The organism is Azospirillum sp. UFLA03-27 (assembly GCF_059803775.1).
The window spans coordinates 1-16,162 of the sequence record NZ_JAUQTX010000159.1 but is presented as its reverse complement, the minus strand read 5'-3'; the positions used below and the strand labels follow the sequence as shown (position 1 = coordinate 16,162).

Here is a 16,162-nt window from a genome sequence, read left to right as displayed (position 1 = left end):
CGCCCTGTTCAACCAGAACCTCGGCACCGTCTCCAACCTCGCCGCCGGCATCGGCAACAAGGCCCAGCAGCAGGTCACCGGCATCCAGAAGTAAGTCCTTCCCCATCCACCCTCCCATCCAGGCAGACCTTGCGGCCGGGGCACTCCCCCGGCCGTCTTTTTTGTGCGCAAGCGGGGCGTTTCCCGGTGCGGATGTGCGGACAAGGAACCTTCCACCCGGCGGCGCGTTGGAGCGGCGTTCACTCTCCCGCGGCCGTGCGCCGCGGTCATTCGGGAAGCCGCAGCATGAACCGCAACAGCACTTCGACATTCGGATGGCCCAGGGTGGGATGGAGGGCCGCCGTCATCCTGTCGGCGTCGGTCGGTCTGGCCGCCTGCGCCGGCAGCGTGCCACCGCCGACCGCCCAGCTCGGCGCCTCGGCGCAGGCCATCCAGCAGGCCGAACGGGCCGGCGCCCTCCAGCACGCCCCCGCGGAGTTCCAGTCCGCCCGCGAGAAGCTGGCCGCCGCCGACGCCGCCATGCGCGAGGACGAGCGGACCCAGGCCCGCCGCCTCGCCGAGCAGGCGCAGGCCGACGCCGAACTCGCCACCGTGCGCTCGCAGCGGGCGACGGCGCAGCAGGCCGCCAGCGCGGTGCGCACACTCGCCAACCCCAACGCCGGCCTGCCCAACACCGGTATGCCGGGCGCTTCGGTTCCGGGCCGGGCGCCCGCCGCGTCCGCCACCGCTCCCTTGGCCCCGTCGGGCATGAGCGGAACCTCGACCTGGGACTCCCCGCGCACGCTGGAGGGCACGCCGTGATGCACACCACAAGGAAGTCCCAAACGGTGAGGAAAAGCTTGGCTCTGGCGTCGCTCGGCGTCGTCGCCCTGTCGCTCGGCGCCTGCGCCACCCCGGACGACACCCCGGCCCTGGCCCAGGCGCGCCAGTCCTATTCCGGCGCCGCCGCCAACCCGCAGCTGGCGAGCAACGCCACGCTGGAGCTGCGCCGCGCCGAAGAGGCGCTGCAGCGCGGCGAGCGGGCGCGCAGCGACGGCAACACCGCGGAGATGGACCATCAGGCCTATCTCGCCAACCGGCAGCTCCAGATCGCCCAGGACGTGGCGGCGATGAAGGGCGCGCAGCAGGTCGTCGCCAACGCCGAGACCTACCGCCTCCAGGACCAGATCCGTGCCCTTCAGGCGGAGCGGACGGAGCGCGGGCTGGTGATGTCGCTGGGCGACGTGCTGTTCGCCACCGGCAGCGCGCGGCTGACCTCCGGCGCCGACGCGCGGCTGGGGGAACTCGCCAACTTCCTCCAGCGCAATCCGGAACGGACCGTGCGGATCGAGGGCTACACCGACACCACCGGCTCGTCGGCCACTAATCTGCGTCTGTCGGAGGAGCGGGCCATGGCGGTGCGCGACGCGCTCACCGCGCGCGGCGTCAACCCCAGCCGCATCGCCGCCCAGGGCCTGGGGTCGGCCCAGCCGGTCGCATCCAACAGCACGGAGTCGGGACGCCAGCAGAACCGGCGGGTGGACATCGTGATCTCCGAGCCGGGCTCGGTGGCGGAGACGCGCTCCTGACGGGCCATGCTGCCATTTGACGCACATTGCGCTTGAACAAGAACGGGCGGGCCGGAAACGGCTCGCCCGCTTCTATTCCGGCCTGATTTCGGTTGTTTTTCCTGTTCCGACTTTCCCGTCCCGCATCACCATAGCGCCGGAAGCGCGGTCATTCGGGAAAATTGTCTCGAATGCAGGGCAAAATCAATGCTTCTTTACCTTTTACGGTGTGTGGTTTTACGATGCGCGAACATGAGGGACCACGGCGTCCTTTTGATTGCGCGGGGATTCGGAATGACCACTGGACAGGGTGACGAGGGAGCGATGCTCAGCAGGGGATTTTTGAAGGCGCAGGCTCTGCTTCTCCTCATCATCGGCCTGCCGGTGATCGTGGTGGTGGTTCTCCTCAACCCACTGTGGAACGCCACGCTGCACCGTTTCGGCGTGCCGGAGGGGCCGGCGGCGGCGCTCGGCATGATCGTCACCATCATGGTGGTGATGGTCGTCCAGTACTGGGTTCTGGAAACGCGGCGGACCATGGTCAGCTCGCTGTTCAACTTCATTCCGCACGAGCGTCTGACCTTCGACGGCGAGACGCTGACGACGGACGAGGCCAACCGCCTCTTCGTCACCCTGCACCGGGATTCGGAGGAGTGGCGGCGCCTGCTGCGCGACAACGGCATGGACGGCCCGCTGGACGAGTTCGGCAGCCTGTGCGCCGCCCGGCTGGCCTTCGCGCGCCGCCCCCAGGGCATCCCGCCGGAGGCGGAGCGCGCCATCGCCGAGGTGCCGCAGGCGGTGGAACTGGCCAAGGCCCGCGTCGGCGGGGCGCTCGATCAGGCGGAGCGGGAGGTGCAGGCCCTGTGCGCCCGCCTGTCCGACACGCAGGACGCGGTGGCCGCCCTGGTCGGCTTCATCCGCGACAGCGGGGTGCAGATCGCCGGCCGCCACGACGACGCCCAGCGCTGCGCGACGGAGAACCACACGCTTCTCGCCAGCCTCCAGGAGCATCTGGACCGCCGCCGGGCGGAGGCGACTTCCGACCTGACGCGGTTCGAGCAGATCGTCGCGGAGTCCCGCGCGCTGGAGGATTCGGTCAACGCCATCACCCGCATCATGTCCGCCACCAACATGCTGGCGTTGAACGCCGCCATCGAGGCGACGCGGGCCGGGGAGTACGGCCACGGCTTCCGCGTGGTGGCGAACGAGGTGCGCGATCTGGCCCGCCAGTCGAACGAGGCCATCCAGGTGATCCAGAAGGGCATCGACCGCATGCAGCAGGCGATCGCCCAACAGATCGCCGGGCAGGACGCCCAGGCGAAGGTGGCCGCCGAGCACGCGCTGCTGTCCGATCTGGCCGACCGCCTGCAAAGCCTCAGCGCCGGCCAGCAGGACGTCGCCGGGCACGAGCGGCGGCTGATGGGCGAGCTGGACCGGCTGGGTGACTCCCTGGCCGACACGCTGGCCGGTTTCGCCGGGGACCTGCGCGTTCCCGAGGGGCTGCGGCGGGAGCTGGACGCGATCAGCGGCGGGCTGGCCCGGCTGAACGGGCTGGAGGAGGATCTGCGCGGCCTGTCCGCCATCCGGAAGCGCGCCGCCTGACCGACCTGTGCGCCGCGCCGCTCAGCGGTCGCCGCGCTCGGTCTCGACCATCGCCCGCGCGACGGCGTAGACCCCGGCGATCGCCCCGGCGGTGAACAGGGCCGCCCCCACCGCGCGGGTCAGGGAGCGGGCCGGCGCCGGGGCCGGAGGCATGCGCTTCCACACGGCCCAGGCCTCCTCCGGACGGTCGGGATCGGCGATGCGCAGGGCGGCGAAGGCCTGCTCGGTCAGGCCGGGATCGGTGTCGGGCAGCGGCGCCAGACGGCGTCCGGACGGTTTGTTCAACCGGTCGATGGCGGCCACCAGACGGCCGGTGGCGCGGACGGCGGCGGTCATCTCCGACGGGTCCACGCCCATATGCTCGGCCAGCAGGCGGTTGCGCACCGCGCCGATGGCGCTGGCGGTGCTGCGGTCGCCGGGCGGCGCCTCCACCGCCAGATCGCATTCCGTGTCGTAGCCCATGGAACGGTTGTTCAGGTTGCTCGACCCGATGCGCAGCAGCCGGTCGTCCACCACCATCAGCTTGGAATGCACGACGATGCCGTTGCCGCCCTCGGTCAGCGGGGTCATGGCGCGCAGCCGCCCATGACGGTCGGCGGCGCGCAGCTCCTGAAGCACCACGCCGCGCGGCGTGTCCATGGCCATGCGGTCGAACCAGCTCGGGCTTTCCATGGGGACGACGACGACCACCTCCGGCCCGTCCGGCTCGTGCAGCCGCCGGGCCAACGCCTCGGCCACGCGGAAGGAGGCGAAATATTGGTTCTCCAAGTAGATGCTGTGGCGCGCCTCGGCGATGGCGGCGAAGGTCAGCGCCTCGTTCTCGCGGACCGGACGGCCGACCAGACAGTCGGGAAGCGTGCGGGCGATGCCCACATCCGCGTCGGTGATCAGCGGGTGCAGCCCCTCCGGCCAGGGATCGGCGCCCCCATCCGAAACAACGTCCGGCGGCGGGGGCGGCAGCGCCTGCCCCGTGGCGTGGCTCCAGCGCTCGCGCGCCATCAGCCCCAGCGCGCGGGCGGCGGGGCCGTCCACCGCCATCATCACGTCGTGGCGCGGGGCGTGAAGCTCCCCGGTCGGCCAGCGGCGGCGCGGGTCGTTGTCGCGATGCTCGGGCGTGTCCCAGCGGTCGCCGGCCAGATCGATGCCGCCGCAGAAGGCCAGCGCGTCGTCGACCACCACCAGCTTCTGGTGCTGCGCCGCGCCCACCGGCAGGGCGTCGTCCAGTTCCAGTGTCAGCCGCGGGCCGGTGCGCCGATTCAGCCGCTCCAGCGGTCCGTGGGGATGCTCCAGCGAAATGGGGAACGGCATGTCCCACTTCAGCGCGTGGATCTGCAGCGACGGGCGGTGATGGATCAGGCGGGCAAGGAAATCGCCCAGCGTTTCCGGGTCGTGGGGGTCGAGGCGCATCCGCGGATCGATGTCCCAGCCGAGCAGGATCACCGACCGCCGCGCCCGCAGCAAGGCGGCGCGCACCGCCGCGAAGAAGGCGGCGCCGTCGACCAGCACGGCCACCCGGTCCGCGCGCTCGGTCCGCCAGCAGGTGGCGCCGGGGCGCAGGATGGGCCGCGCCCCGGCAAGGTCCGCCGCATCCCGATGTTCGCTCATTCCTGCCTCGACGTGCCGTAGCGGTGCTTGCGTCAACTCTTGCGGGGGCGGCCTGTTCCGCAAGGCGACCGGCTGCTCCGGAATCGCCCGGCATCCGCATCTGGGTGGGGGCGGACGGAACGCCCGGACGGCGGGCGGCTCGCCAAAAGATCGGACCAAAAGATTGGATGACCGTCCGGTTTCTCCGCAACGATGCGCCGGGCCTTCTGTTGGGGATGGGCGAATGGGGGACGGGCGCGCCGCAGGACGCCGGACTGAAACCCCCGCCAGGAAGGCGCCCGGCCAAAGGGCGCCGCCACCAGATGGAGAGATGAGGATGCGTACCCTGTTGATCGCCGCCGCGTCGGCCCTCGCCCTGATGGCCGGCTCCGCCGTCGCCCAGTCGGGCGGCACCGCCGTGAGCCCGACCGTTCCCAGCACCACCACATCGCCGTCCACCGGCCTGAGCACCTCCGGCCCCGGATCCACCCCGGGCAGCGTCACCACGCCGGGCACCGCCGGCTCGACCGGCACCATGAACACCCCGGGGACCACCGTGCCCGGTTCGTCGGGCAGCACCATGGGCAACGGCACCATGGGCAGCGGCTCGTCGGGCGGCACCTGGCAGGGCCAGACCACCGCGCCGTCGGGCCTGGGCAGCGCCACCAGCAGCAACCCGGCCCGCGACAACCAGACCGCGACCGGCACCCACTGCCCGCCGGGCACCCCGAATTGCGGCCCGGACGGCAGCAAATAACGGCCTTCAAGCTTTGCAGCGAAGGGCGCGCCGGGACCTCCGGCGCGCCTTTTTTCGTTTCAGATTGCGGGCTCCGGCCTGATCGCAGCCGGTTCGCCGGCATCAACCACGGGAGGGGCCTCGATGGGGAAGCGCAGGACGAAGCAGGTGCCTCCACTCTTCTGGGCGCTCTCCTGGCCGCACTCCCGGCTTTCCACCCGGATGCTGCCGCGCAGGCGGGTGGTCACGATGTTGTAGACGATGTGCAGGCCGAGCCCGCTTCCCCCCTCGCCACGCCGCGTCGTGAAGAAAGGGTCGAAGACGCGCCCCAGATGCGCGGCGGGAATGCCGCAACCGTCATCGCAGAAGCGCAGCTCGACCTCCTGCGGGGTGGGGCGGGTCACGGCGACGGTCAGCGTGCCGGCCTGCCCGTCCGGATAGGCGTGGACCACCGCGTTCATGGTCAGGTTGGTCAGGACCTGGAACAGAGCGCCGGGATAGCTGTCCACCCACAGGCCCGCCGGACAGTCGATCACCACGCGGTGGGGAGTCTGCTTCAGCCGCGGGCGTAGGCTGGTCAGCACGTCGTCCAGGTAGGCGGCCAGATCGACGCGGCGCCGCTCCTCGCTGGTCTGGTCCACGGCGGTTTGCTTGAAGCTCTGGATCAGCTCGGCGGCGCGGTTCAGGTTGCTCTCGATCAGCCGGCAGGCCTCCCCCGCGGTGGTCAGGTAGCCGGTGAAGTCGGCGCGGCGCAGCGTGTTGGCCTCGACCCCGCGGACCACCTTGCGGGTCTGGTCGGCCAAGTGGGTGATGCCGGTCAGGGCGATGCCCACCGGCGTGTTCACTTCATGCGCCACCCCCGCCACCATCCCGCCGAGCGAGGCCATCTTCTCCGCCTGGATCAGGTGGGCCTGGGTGTCGCGCAGGTCGGCCAGGGCGCTCTCGGCGCGCTGCTTGGCGGCCTCCGTCTCCTCCTCCGACCGCTTGCGCAGGGTGATGTCGTTGACGGCGATGAGGATGGCCGGCTCGTCCACGTCGCGGATCTCCACCGCGGAGATCATCGCCCAGAAGGGCCGCCCCCCGGCGGTGCGCATCTCCATCTCCAGATCGCTCGCCGCCCCCTGCTCGGCCACCAGACGGGACAGTCGGGCGGCGTCGGACGGGCGGACGAAGAAGCGCGCGTTGCGCGTCAGCGCCAGCCGCGGCCCCCCGGTCCCGAACAGCGCCTCGGCCTGCGGGTTGGCGAACAGGACGGCGTCGTCCGACCGCCGCGCGATCACGATGGGAAAGGGCGAGGCCGCCAGGATCGCACGCATCCGCTCCTCCCCCGCCTTCAGCGCCTCGGCATAGGCGTGGGTTTCCACCAGCGCCGTGCCGAACCGCTCCACGCTGGTGGAGATGGCCTGAAGCTCGGCGAAGAGGGCCGGCGGCAGGCGGACGGTCCGGCGCTCCTTCTGCACCATGGCCAACGCCTGCGAGGCGCGGCGGATCGGGCGAACCACATGAACGCGTAGCAGCACGTAGAGCACCGTCTGCACCGCCGAGGCGATGCCCAGCCCGACCAGCACGATCCACAGGCCGCTGCGCGCCTGATCGGTCAAGGTGTCGGCGATGCGCCGCGTGTTGGTCGCGGCGGCGTCGGTCAGGCTGCCGCTGAGGTCGTTCAGCACGCCGTGGGCGATTTCCGTCTCCAGCCCCATCAGCCCCGCCTCCGACAGGATGGTCCGGCGCAGGGTGAACAGCTCGCCCAGCCCGTCGAGGTCGCGCGCCGTGCGGGCCAGCGGCGCCCGGTCCCCCGGCTCCAGCGGGATCAGCGCGTTCACCACCGCGGCGGCGTGCTCGTGGAAGCGGGCGACCTCATCGGCAAGCTGTTCCGTGTCCGTCGCGACCAGGCCGGCGGCCAGCGCCTCCAGCGCGCGGTGGTAGGGCTCCTGCACCGCCAGGGGCGCGCCGGAGCGCAGCAGGCTGAGGAACGCCTCGTCCCCCTTGCGCTGCAGGGCGACGGCCCGGGCCGCCAGGGCGTCGATGGCGTCGGCCCGCTCCGCGGTGCGGCGGACCGCCTGGATGGCCTGCTCAAGCCGTTGCAGCAGTTCCGGGGCCGCCGCGTCCGCCGCGAAGCGTTGCGACACGCCCTCCACCTCGGCCAGGGCGCCGGCCCGCTCCTCCGGCGAGCGGGAGCGCAGGACGGCCTCGGCGAGCTGGCCCATGCGGGCGGCGAAGACGGCGTATTGGTGCTGGCGGGCGATCTGGGGCACGATGGCGCGGTCCGCCTCCTCCGCGAGGTCGAGCACCCGGACGAAGGCGCCGCCCACCCCGAGCGTCAGCCCGGCCATCAGAAACGCCGTGGCCAGCGCGGTGATCATCGTCACCGTGTGCAGCCGAAGCCGCCGGCCCGTCTGTCTCTCCGTCACGCCCTTGCCCCTCCGCCGTTGCGGCGGCCCGATCGTTAGGCCCGATCGTTAGGATAACCGCTTCCGCGCGCGAGGGAAATGGTGGCACAACGAACAGTTAGGGAGCGGTTGCACAGAAGGAGCGATCACTAGGCCGCGGCGTCCTCCAGGCTGGCCGCACCGGCGGCGGTGGCGGCCAGGGTGCGGAACAGCGCCTGCTGGCGTTGGTCGGCGACCAGATATTCGGGATGCCACTGCACCCCGATCAGGAAGGGGTGGTGGATCGCCTCGATCCCCTGGACGATCCCCACCGTCTCGCGCGCCACCACGCGCAGGCCGTCGCCCAGCCGGTCCACCGCCTGATGGTGCAGCGCGTTGACCCGGCATTCGGCGATGCCTAGGATGCGGTAGAGATGGCTGCGCGGGTCGATGCGGATGCGCTTGCGCGGCAGGACGGTGCGCAGGCGCGGCGCCTCCTCGTACACTTCATGGATGTCGGTGAGCAGCGAGCCGCCGCGGTGCACGTTGATCATCTGCGAGCCCCGGCAGATGCCCAGCACGGGAAGCCGCCGCGCCGCCGCGCCGTCCAGCGCGCACAGCTCCAATCGGTCGCGCTCCGGGTCGATGCGCATCTTCGGGAGGGCGGTCTCGCCGTAGAGGGCGGCATCGATGTCGTCGCCGCCGCCGACCACCAGGCCGTCCAGCCGCTCGATGGGAAAGGGGTCGCGCGCCGTGATGCGCACCGCCCGCGCCCCGGCGCGGCGCAGCGCCAGACGGTTCGCCCACCAGGCGATGCGGCTGCCGTGCACCGACGCGGTGACTCCGATCAGGGGGCGTCCCCTTGCGATGAAGGCGGCCATGTCGCCCCCGTCAGACGGCAAGCCGCCGGCCCGCCTCGGCGGCCCAGCCGTCCAGCGCCTTGCGCGCGGCGAAGGCGCGGAAGTCAGCCCCCAGCGCGTCGAGCCGGTCGCGGTCAGCCGCCAAGTCCTCCACCGCGACCCAGCGGTTCCAGTCCTGGGCCAGACTCCAGTCCGGGTCGCCCAGCCGGGCGTTCGGCAGACGGTAATGGAAGGTCGGGCGGGGCCGCACATGCGGGTCGTTCAGCTTGGCCGCCATCGTCTCCGGGGCGAGATGGGCGAACAGCGGAAACAGGTCCAACTCGCGGTTGCGGGTTGGATTGGCCTCCAGATAGTCGCCGATCAGCCCGTCGAGGTCGGGACGGTAGGCGGGATCGACCACCTTCACCGCGTAGTCCGTCGGGAAGGCGGCGATGAACCCGGTCAGGCGCCGGGTCGGGTCCACGCGGATCTCGCGGCGCAGCCAGGGGGCCAGCAGCAGGAAGGCCTTCAGATGGTCCAGCACATACGCGCCGTCGGTGCGCGCCACCTGCGGGTTCAGGTGCAGGCCGAAGGCGAACAGCGGGCTGGCGTCCGTGCCGGCGGCCCCCTGGGCGCTCAGGGCGATGAACAGGGGTTCCAGTTCGGCCAGCCGGGCGATGGGAATGGGCGGGGCGGCGATCTCGAAGGGCATGACGAGGCTGCCGATGTTGCCCCACCAGGGCCGCAGCGCCTCCACCATGCCATCCACCGCCTTGCCCACCACTTTTCCCAGCGGACCGGCGTCGCCGTCTTCCGCATTGCCGGCCTCCGGCTTGCCCGGATGCGCGGAGCGCATGTCCAGCTCCACCGCGAAATCGCCCAGCCGCGTGCCGGTCACCCGGCAGCGGTGTGGACTCTCCGGCTCCAGCGCGCCGCCGTAAAGGCCACGCACCACCGCCGCCGCGGACGGGGCGTCAAGGTTGGCGAATTCGACCTCCACGCCGACCGTGCGCGGGGCGCCGTCCGTCGTGGTGGAATGGGGGGGCGTGCGGAATGCGGTGTCCATGGCGCCCGTTCAACACGGCGCGCGGCATGGCGGTTCCCCGCCGCCCTCATCACTATTCCGGCTGCGGCCCGGGTCGGCCGGCACCATCGTCCGTCGCCGCCCGCGGCAGATAGAGCGTGACGGTGGTGCCGGCCCCGACCGTGCTGGTCACCGTGACCGTCCCGCCCGACTGCCGGGCGAAGCCGAAGACCTGGCTGAGCCCCAGCCCGGTCCCCTTGCCATCTGGCTTGGTGGTGAAGAAGGGTTCGAAGATGCGGCGCAGATGCTCCGGCGGGATGCCGGTTCCGGTGTCGCGGACGGCCAGCGCCACGAAATCGCCGGTCAGGCCGGTGTCGTCGCTCCGCCGCCCCGGCAGGGCGCGGTTTTCCGCCATGACGGTCAGCGCGCCACCCTCCGCCATGGCGTCGCGCGCGTTCACCGCCAGATTGAGCAGCGCCACCTCCATGGCGTCCGGATCGGCGATGATCGGCCAGAGGTCGTCCGGAACGATCAGGACGGTGTCCACCGCGCTGCCGGCGGAGCGCGCCAGCAGGGCCTCCAAAGACGCCTTGCGGCCCTGAAGGCGGAAGGGCACCGGCTCATAGACGCTGCGCCGGCCGAAGGCGGCCATCTGCCGCATCAGCGCCTGCCCGCGCGCCACGGCACCCTCGATCTCGGGCAGCACGCGGGCGATGCGCTCCGGATCGTCGGGACGGCTGCGGATGGCGGCGATGCCGCTCATCACCACGGTCAGCAGATTGGCGATGTCGTGGGCGACGCCGCCGGTCATGCGGCCCAGGGCCTCCAGCCGCAGGCTTTCCTCCCGCGCCGCCTCCTGGCGGCGGCGCAGCCGCAACTCGCGGGCGAGGAGCAACAGGAAGGCGCCGGCCATCAACAGGCTGGCCAACGCCCCCGCCCCGGCCAGCCACAGCGCGTTGGAGACCGGTGCCCGATAGGCGTCCTGCGGGATGGCGAAGTGAACCGACCACCCGTAGTCGGGCAGCGTGCGGAAGGCGACCACCGTCGACACGCCCTCCAGGCTCATTCCCTCATAGACGCCGCTGCCGGCGGCGCGGCGGGCGCGGAGCGCGTTTTCGCTGGCGTGGCGCCCGATCATGTCCGCGTCGCCGCCGGCCCGTGCCACCAGACGCCCTTCGGCGTCTATGACCGCAGCGATCCAGCCCGTCGGCAGGCGGTTGCCGAACAGAAGGCTCTGGAATGCCTCCGGCATCACCACCGCCGAGAGGACGGCGACCGGCGCGCCGTTGCGCGTCACCGGAACGCGGATGGGGAAGGCGTAGCCGCCGCGCGGGCCGCGCAGGATCGTGCCGACCGCCGGCTTGCCCGTCTCCACCACGCGCCGATGGCTGTCCATCTCCAGCACCCTGCCCCGGACACCGCCCACCAGGAAGGGAGCGTCGACCAGCCGGTTGCCCTCGACATCGCTGAGGACGATGGTCGACCACAGGGGAAGCGCGCTCTGCACCCGCTCGGCGTATTCGAAGAAGGTCACGGCATCGACCTCATGGCCCGTGGCCAAACTGTCCAGCAGGGGCGACGCCGCCACCGCCTTCAGCGCGTCCGTCTGCGCGGACAACTCGCGGTCCACAAGGGCCGACAGGCGGTCCACAAGGGCGACGGCGTTGGCTTCCATCGCGCTCTGCTGCCCGCGCAGCCAGGCGCCGCCGAGAACCGCGGACAGGACAACCAGCGGCAGCAGCGCGGCCAGCACCAGAAGAACCAGCGGACGATGATGGGACTTCAAGGGCAAGCGGGTCTTCCGGAGCGGCGGGGTGTGCACTGTAGCACGCCCCTGCTCCTCTGGAAGCGGGTGATCCGGTTCAGCGGCGGCGTGCTTTCCGCATTCACCGTGGGTTGTGGCAGACACGCACATCCACCCAAGGTAACGCTTCGCCAAAGAGTTGCAGATAAATATTTTCTGGACGCCGCGCAGGAGTCGCGGCGGACGCGCGTCCAATCCGGCATCCGCAACCCGCCCCGTCCAGACCAAACTCCGTCCGCACGGCGGAGTCCGGCACAGGACGAAGGAGAACGCCATGTCCATCTCAAGCGTGACGTCATCGGCCATGTCCGGCATCGCCCAGCAGCGGGCCGCCGGACCGGGCAAGGACATCCGCGACGGCATGCATCAGTTGAAGGACGCCGTGAAATCCGGTGACCTCGATTCGATCCAGAGCGCCTATGATTCGCTGTCCAAACTGCAAAGCCAGAGCGGTTCGGCGTCCGACGCCAACTCCCCCCTCAACAAGATGCTGACCACCGTGGGCGACGCGCTGCAGACCGGAGACGTCTCGCAGGTCCAGCAGGCCTTCGAAGCGAACGGTCGGAAGGGCGCCAAGGGACAGGGCGGCCCCGGCGGTGCTGGCGGTCCGCCTCCCGGCCCGCCGCCGGGCGGCGCGGATGGGCCGCCGGACGTGATGAAGGACGCCATGGGCGGTCTGTCGCAGGCCCTGCAATCCGGCGACCTGTCGGGCGCGCAGGAGTCCGTCTCGTCGCTGCTTTCCTTCCTGCAGGAGACGTCGGACGACGACGCGTCCTCCTCCTCATCCTCCTCCTCGTCGGTGGCCGACCTGTTCAAGACGGCCCTGCAAAGCATGAGCGGCGCGCTTCAGTCGGGTGATCTGTCAGAGGCGCAGAAGGCTTTTTCATCCCTGGCGCCGCGCGGTTCGCAGGGCGTGGATACGCTGGCCTGACCCGCCACGACGCACCGGGTGCCTTGTCCCGGAGGCACCCGGTGCCGACCTGCGTCGGTTCCCTCATCGAAAGGATTGGTGATTACCCCCTTCGATAACAGAATTCTAAAAATTTTAGGAGAACTTCATAAGTAAATCTTCAATGCCCCCATCCAAACTACCTCTTTATTGCCTACGGAAACCCTGTAAGTTGCCGGCCTGAAAGAAAATAAATCCCGCTCATTAACTGCGATTTAACCATGCAAAGGTTATTCGGAACACAGGCGAAACGATAGCGGACTTTTGGTTCCGACTGCTTTCCCGCCCGATGGGAGCCTGTGACACGATGACCTTGCTGGCCCGCCTTTTCCTCCTGGTGCTTCTGGCCGTCCTGCCGGCCCTGGGCATCCAGGCCTACAGCGTGTTCCAGTTCCGTGCGGAACGCGCCGAGGAAGTCGCGGCCCAGGCCCAACGGCTGCTGCATCTGGTCGAGGGAGAGCAGGCGCGGATCGTCGACGGCGCGCGGCTGATGGTCACCTCCATCGCGGAATCGGCCGCTCTGCGGTCCGGCGACTATGCCCAGTGCCAGGCCCATCTGATCCGGTTGGCCCAACGCGCCCCCGAATACCGCAACCTGACCGTCCTGGACCGCGACGGCGCCGTTCTGTGCAGCGCCATCCCCAGCAACGCCCCCGCCGCCGTCGACCTTCCCTACGTCCGACGCGCGTTGAAGGAAGGCCGCTTCGTCGTCGGCGAATGGGCGACTCCCGGCCCGGCGGCGGAGCCCGGCACCGCCATGCTGCCCTTCGCCGTTCCCTTCCGCGACGAGGCCGGCACGGTCGCCGGGGTGGTGACGCTCGGCCTCGACCTGCCCTGGCTGGCCACCAACTTCGCGGCGCGCCCCCTGCCCGAGAACGCCAGCCTGCTGGTCACCGACCGCAACGGCACCATCCTGGTCAAGCTGCCCAACGGCATCGCCCAGCGCGGCGAGCGCGTGCCGCAGCCCTATATGAACCTGCTGGGCGAACCGCGCGGCGGCGTCATCACCCTGCCGGGAATGGACGGGGTGGCGCGGGTGCTCGCCTATTCGCCGTCCCGCCAGGGCACGCGTGACCTGTTCATCAGCGTCGGACTCGACCACACCGCCGTGGCCGGCACCATCGACCGCGCCACCCGCCAGGGCCTGCTGATGACGCTGACCGGTCTGGTGGTCGCCATCCTGGCCGCCTGGATCGGCGGCACCCTGTTCATCCGCCGCCCGGTCGAGGCGCTGATCCGCGCCACCCAGGGGTGGAGCGCGGGCAATTCCAGCGCGCGGGCCGGTCTGGTGGACCGCAAGTCGGAGATCGGCCAGCTCGGCCGCGCCTTCGACGCCATGGCCGAGACGCTGGAGGCCCGCGAGCGCGCGCTGCGCGGCTCGGAGGAGCATCTGCGCGCCGTCCTGGACGCCCTGCCCACCTTCATCGGCGTGCTGAGCCCGGCGGGCGACGTGCTTCAGGTCAACCAGACCGCCGTCCAGGCCGCCGGCCTGCCGGTCGAGCAGATCGTCGGTCACCCCTTCCACGAGGCCTGCCGGCGCGCCTTCGCCGGCGCCGCGGGCGACCGCCTGCGCACGGCGGTGGAGCGCGCGGCCGATGGCGACTCCGCGCGCTTCGACGCGCCGGTGCGCATCGCCGGAGACCGCGCGGCGATCATGGAGATGCGGGTCACCCCGATGCGGGGAGCCGACGGCCGGATCACCCACCTGATCGTCTCGGGCATCGACATCACCGAGCGCAAGTCCACCGAGGAGGCGCTGCGCGTCGCCAACGAGCGCTTCCGCACGGCGCTGCGCAACTCCGGCGTCGTGGTGTTCAACCAGGATTGCGCCCTGCGCTACACCTGGATGCACAACCCCGCCCTTGGCTACACGGCGGAGCGCGTCGTCGGGAAGACGGATTTCGAGGTGTTCGAGGACGCCGTCGACGCCGAAGCCCTGACCGCCATCAAGCGCCGCGCGCTGGAGACCGGCGAGGGCGTGCGCGAGGAGGTCCGCATCCGCCACGCCGGGCAGGACCATTTCTACGACATGACCATCGACCCGCTGCGCGGCCCGGACGGCGCGCTGGCCGGAATCACCTGCGCCGCCGTGGACGTGACCGGCCGCAAGCAGGCCGAGGCCGACCTGCGCCGCGCGCGGGAGGAGGCGGAGCACGCCGCCGCCGGCAAGTCGAAGTTCCTGGCCGTCGCCAGCCACGACCTGCGCCAGCCCGTGCAGTCGCTCTACCTCTTCGCCGCCGCGCTGGGTGACCGCCTGCAGGGCCACCCCAGCCTGCCGCTGCTCGACAACATGCGTCAGGCGCTGGACACGCTGAAGGGTCTGCTGGACGGCCTGCTCGACATGTCGCGGCTGGAATCCGGCAAGATCGCCGCCAACCCGGCGGAGGTGCGGCTGGGTCAGGTCCTGGGCCGTCTGGTCGCCGAATACGCGCCGCGCGCCGCCCAGAAGGGGCTGGAGTTGCGCGCCGTCCCGACGCGGGCCTGGGTGCGCACCGACCCGTCGCATCTGGAGCGCATCCTGCGCAACCTGATCGAGAACGCGCTGCGCTACACCCGCCAGGGCCGCATCCTGATCGGCTGCCGCCGCAGCGGCCCCGACCGTCTGCGCGTCGAGGTTTGGGACAGCGGCGTCGGCATCCCCGCCGACCGGCTGGAGGACATCTTCGAGGAGTTCACCCAGATCCAGGGCAGCGGCGACCGCGGGCTGGGCCTCGGCCTCGCCATCGTCAAGCGCCTGTCGAAGCTGCTCGACCATCGCGTCCGCGTGCGCTCGAAGGAGGGGATCGGCTCCGTCTTCTCGGTGGAGATGCCGCGCGTCGTCGTGGAGAGGCCCCGCGCCGCCGTCCCGCCGCCCGCGATGGACCTCTTCCGGCAGGCTGCCAACGACTGCGCGACCAAGGGCATGGTGCTGGTCATCGACGACGAGGCGATCATCCTGCTCGGCCTGAAGGCGATGCTGGAGGGCTGGGGCTACAGCGTGTTGACCGCGCGGTCGGGCGATCAGGCGCTGGAGCGGCTGCGCGCCGACGGACGCCGCCCGCAGATCGTTCTGGCCGACTATCAACTCCAGCAGGGGCGGACCGGTCCGGAAGCGCTGGCCGCGGTGCAGGGTCTGGTCGGCAAGGACGTGCCGGGCATCATCCTGACCGGCGACACCGCCCCGGAACGGCTGGACGAGGCCCGCCGCAACGGCTTCAGCATCCTGCACAAGCCGGTCTTCCCCAACGACCTGCGCAAGATGATGGCCAGCGCCGGGGCGGCGTAAACAGAGGAAGACAGTGCGGTGGCGTCAGCGCCGCCGGACGATCCGCCGCCACAACGGCACCGGGCGCTCCTCCTCGGCCTTCTCCGCCAGCCACTGGTCGGCCAATTCGCGCACCTGCCAGCCGCCCAGGTAACGGTCGCAGTCGATGGCGCTGTACAGCCGTACCTTGTCCCGGCCGAGTCGTTCGAAATAGTCCAGCGTCCGCTGGCGGTCCATCGCGTTCATCGGCGGGTTCATCGGGTCCATGGAGCGCATCCTGTCCGGCCTCCCCTCTGTGGTGCCCAAAAGAACGGCATACACCCGTCGCGGTTTGTTCAGTTGGTATATGGATTGGGCACGCAAGCATCCCAATAAGCCTTTGGTTGCAAGAGCTTCCCTTCGGCCCTTCCAACGAAGGTCAGGCCTGTCTCTTATACACATCTCCGAGCCCACGAGACTATAAC

Annotated in this window: 12 protein-coding genes; 6 read left to right on the top strand and 6 right to left on the bottom strand. The window is 70.8% G+C overall.

Annotated elements, in window-relative coordinates; translation table 11 throughout:
• Positions 1–324 precede the first annotated feature (324 nt).
• The 3 genes from Q4I23_RS21430 (at position 325) to Q4I23_RS21420 (ending at position 3,149) form a co-directional block, all read left to right on the top strand.
• Complete coding sequence (locus Q4I23_RS21430; protein WP_237904778.1) at positions 325–801, top strand: DUF4398 domain-containing protein; 477 nt, start codon at positions 325–327, stop codon at positions 799–801.
• A 26-nt stretch (positions 802–827) separates the two neighbouring features.
• Positions 828–1,568, top strand: coding sequence for an OmpA family protein (locus Q4I23_RS21425; protein ID WP_454020088.1), 741 nt, complete (start codon positions 828–830; stop codon positions 1,566–1,568).
• Positions 1,569–1,841: 273 nt separating this feature from the next.
• On the top strand, positions 1,842–3,149 hold the full coding sequence (locus Q4I23_RS21420; RefSeq protein WP_498527539.1) for a methyl-accepting chemotaxis protein: 1,308 nt from the start codon (positions 1,842–1,844) through the stop codon (positions 3,147–3,149).
• A 21-nt stretch (positions 3,150–3,170) separates the two neighbouring features.
• On the opposite strand, the gene Q4I23_RS21415 is transcribed toward Q4I23_RS21420, so the two are convergent.
• A complete protein-coding gene (locus Q4I23_RS21415) occupies positions 3,171–4,754 on the bottom strand; it encodes a phospholipase D-like domain-containing protein (RefSeq protein WP_454020090.1) in 1,584 nt (527 codons plus the stop codon).
• Between the two features lie 316 nt (positions 4,755–5,070).
• Here Q4I23_RS21415 and Q4I23_RS21410 point away from each other — a divergent pair, with 316 nt between their 5' ends.
• Complete coding sequence (locus Q4I23_RS21410) at positions 5,071–5,490, top strand: hypothetical protein (protein WP_237904774.1); 420 nt, start codon at positions 5,071–5,073, stop codon at positions 5,488–5,490.
• A gap of 59 nt (positions 5,491–5,549) precedes the next feature.
• On the opposite strand, the gene Q4I23_RS21405 is transcribed toward Q4I23_RS21410, so the two are convergent.
• From Q4I23_RS21405 to Q4I23_RS21390, 4 genes are all read right to left on the bottom strand, one after another.
• Entirely contained in the window at positions 5,550–7,880 is a 2,331-nt protein-coding gene (locus Q4I23_RS21405; protein WP_498527538.1) for a sensor histidine kinase, read from the bottom strand.
• Between the two features lie 128 nt (positions 7,881–8,008).
• Entirely contained in the window at positions 8,009–8,719 is a 711-nt protein-coding gene (locus Q4I23_RS21400; RefSeq protein ID WP_498527537.1) for a gamma-glutamyl-gamma-aminobutyrate hydrolase family protein, read from the bottom strand.
• Positions 8,720–8,729: 10 nt separating this feature from the next.
• Complete coding sequence (locus tag Q4I23_RS21395; protein ID WP_498527536.1) at positions 8,730–9,743, bottom strand: amidoligase family protein; 1,014 nt, start codon at positions 9,741–9,743, stop codon at positions 8,730–8,732.
• 52 nt (positions 9,744–9,795) lie between these two features.
• Positions 9,796–11,493, bottom strand: coding sequence for an ATP-binding protein (locus Q4I23_RS21390; protein ID WP_498527535.1), 1,698 nt, complete (start codon positions 11,491–11,493; stop codon positions 9,796–9,798).
• A 286-nt stretch (positions 11,494–11,779) separates the two neighbouring features.
• Here Q4I23_RS21390 and Q4I23_RS21385 point away from each other — a divergent pair, with 286 nt between their 5' ends.
• Both Q4I23_RS21385 and Q4I23_RS21380 read left to right on the top strand, forming a co-directional pair.
• A complete protein-coding gene (locus tag Q4I23_RS21385) occupies positions 11,780–12,436 on the top strand; it encodes a hypothetical protein (RefSeq protein ID WP_498527534.1) in 657 nt (218 codons plus the stop codon).
• A gap of 325 nt (positions 12,437–12,761) precedes the next feature.
• Positions 12,762–15,719, top strand: a complete 2,958-nt coding sequence (locus Q4I23_RS21380; RefSeq protein ID WP_498527533.1) for a PAS domain-containing protein — start codon at positions 12,762–12,764, stop codon at positions 15,717–15,719.
• Positions 15,720–15,743: 24 nt separating this feature from the next.
• On the opposite strand, the gene Q4I23_RS21375 is transcribed toward Q4I23_RS21380, so the two are convergent.
• Entirely contained in the window at positions 15,744–15,965 is a 222-nt protein-coding gene (locus Q4I23_RS21375) for a hypothetical protein (protein WP_237904767.1), read from the bottom strand.
• Between the last annotated feature and the right edge of the window lie 197 nt (positions 15,966–16,162).

Excerpts from the sequence above, each read along its gene's own strand:
- Q4I23_RS21415 (WP_454020090.1), bottom strand. The coding sequence starts at position 4,754 with ATGAGCGAACATCGGGATGCGGCGGACCTTGCCGGGGCGCGGCCCATC.
- Q4I23_RS21410 (WP_237904774.1), top strand. The coding sequence starts at position 5,071 with ATGCGTACCCTGTTGATCGCCGCCGCGTCGGCCCTCGCCCTGATGGCC.
- Q4I23_RS21400 (WP_498527537.1), bottom strand. The coding sequence starts at position 8,719 with ATGGCCGCCTTCATCGCAAGGGGACGCCCCCTGATCGGAGTCACCGCG.
- Q4I23_RS21375 (WP_237904767.1), bottom strand. The coding sequence starts at position 15,965 with ATGGACCCGATGAACCCGCCGATGAACGCGATGGACCGCCAGCGGACG.
- Q4I23_RS21380 (WP_498527533.1), top strand. The coding sequence starts at position 12,762 with ATGACCTTGCTGGCCCGCCTTTTCCTCCTGGTGCTTCTGGCCGTCCTG.
- Q4I23_RS21420 (WP_498527539.1), top strand. The coding sequence starts at position 1,842 with ATGACCACTGGACAGGGTGACGAGGGAGCGATGCTCAGCAGGGGATTT.
- Q4I23_RS21395 (WP_498527536.1), bottom strand. The coding sequence starts at position 9,743 with ATGGACACCGCATTCCGCACGCCCCCCCATTCCACCACGACGGACGGC.
- Q4I23_RS21385 (WP_498527534.1), top strand. The coding sequence starts at position 11,780 with ATGTCCATCTCAAGCGTGACGTCATCGGCCATGTCCGGCATCGCCCAG.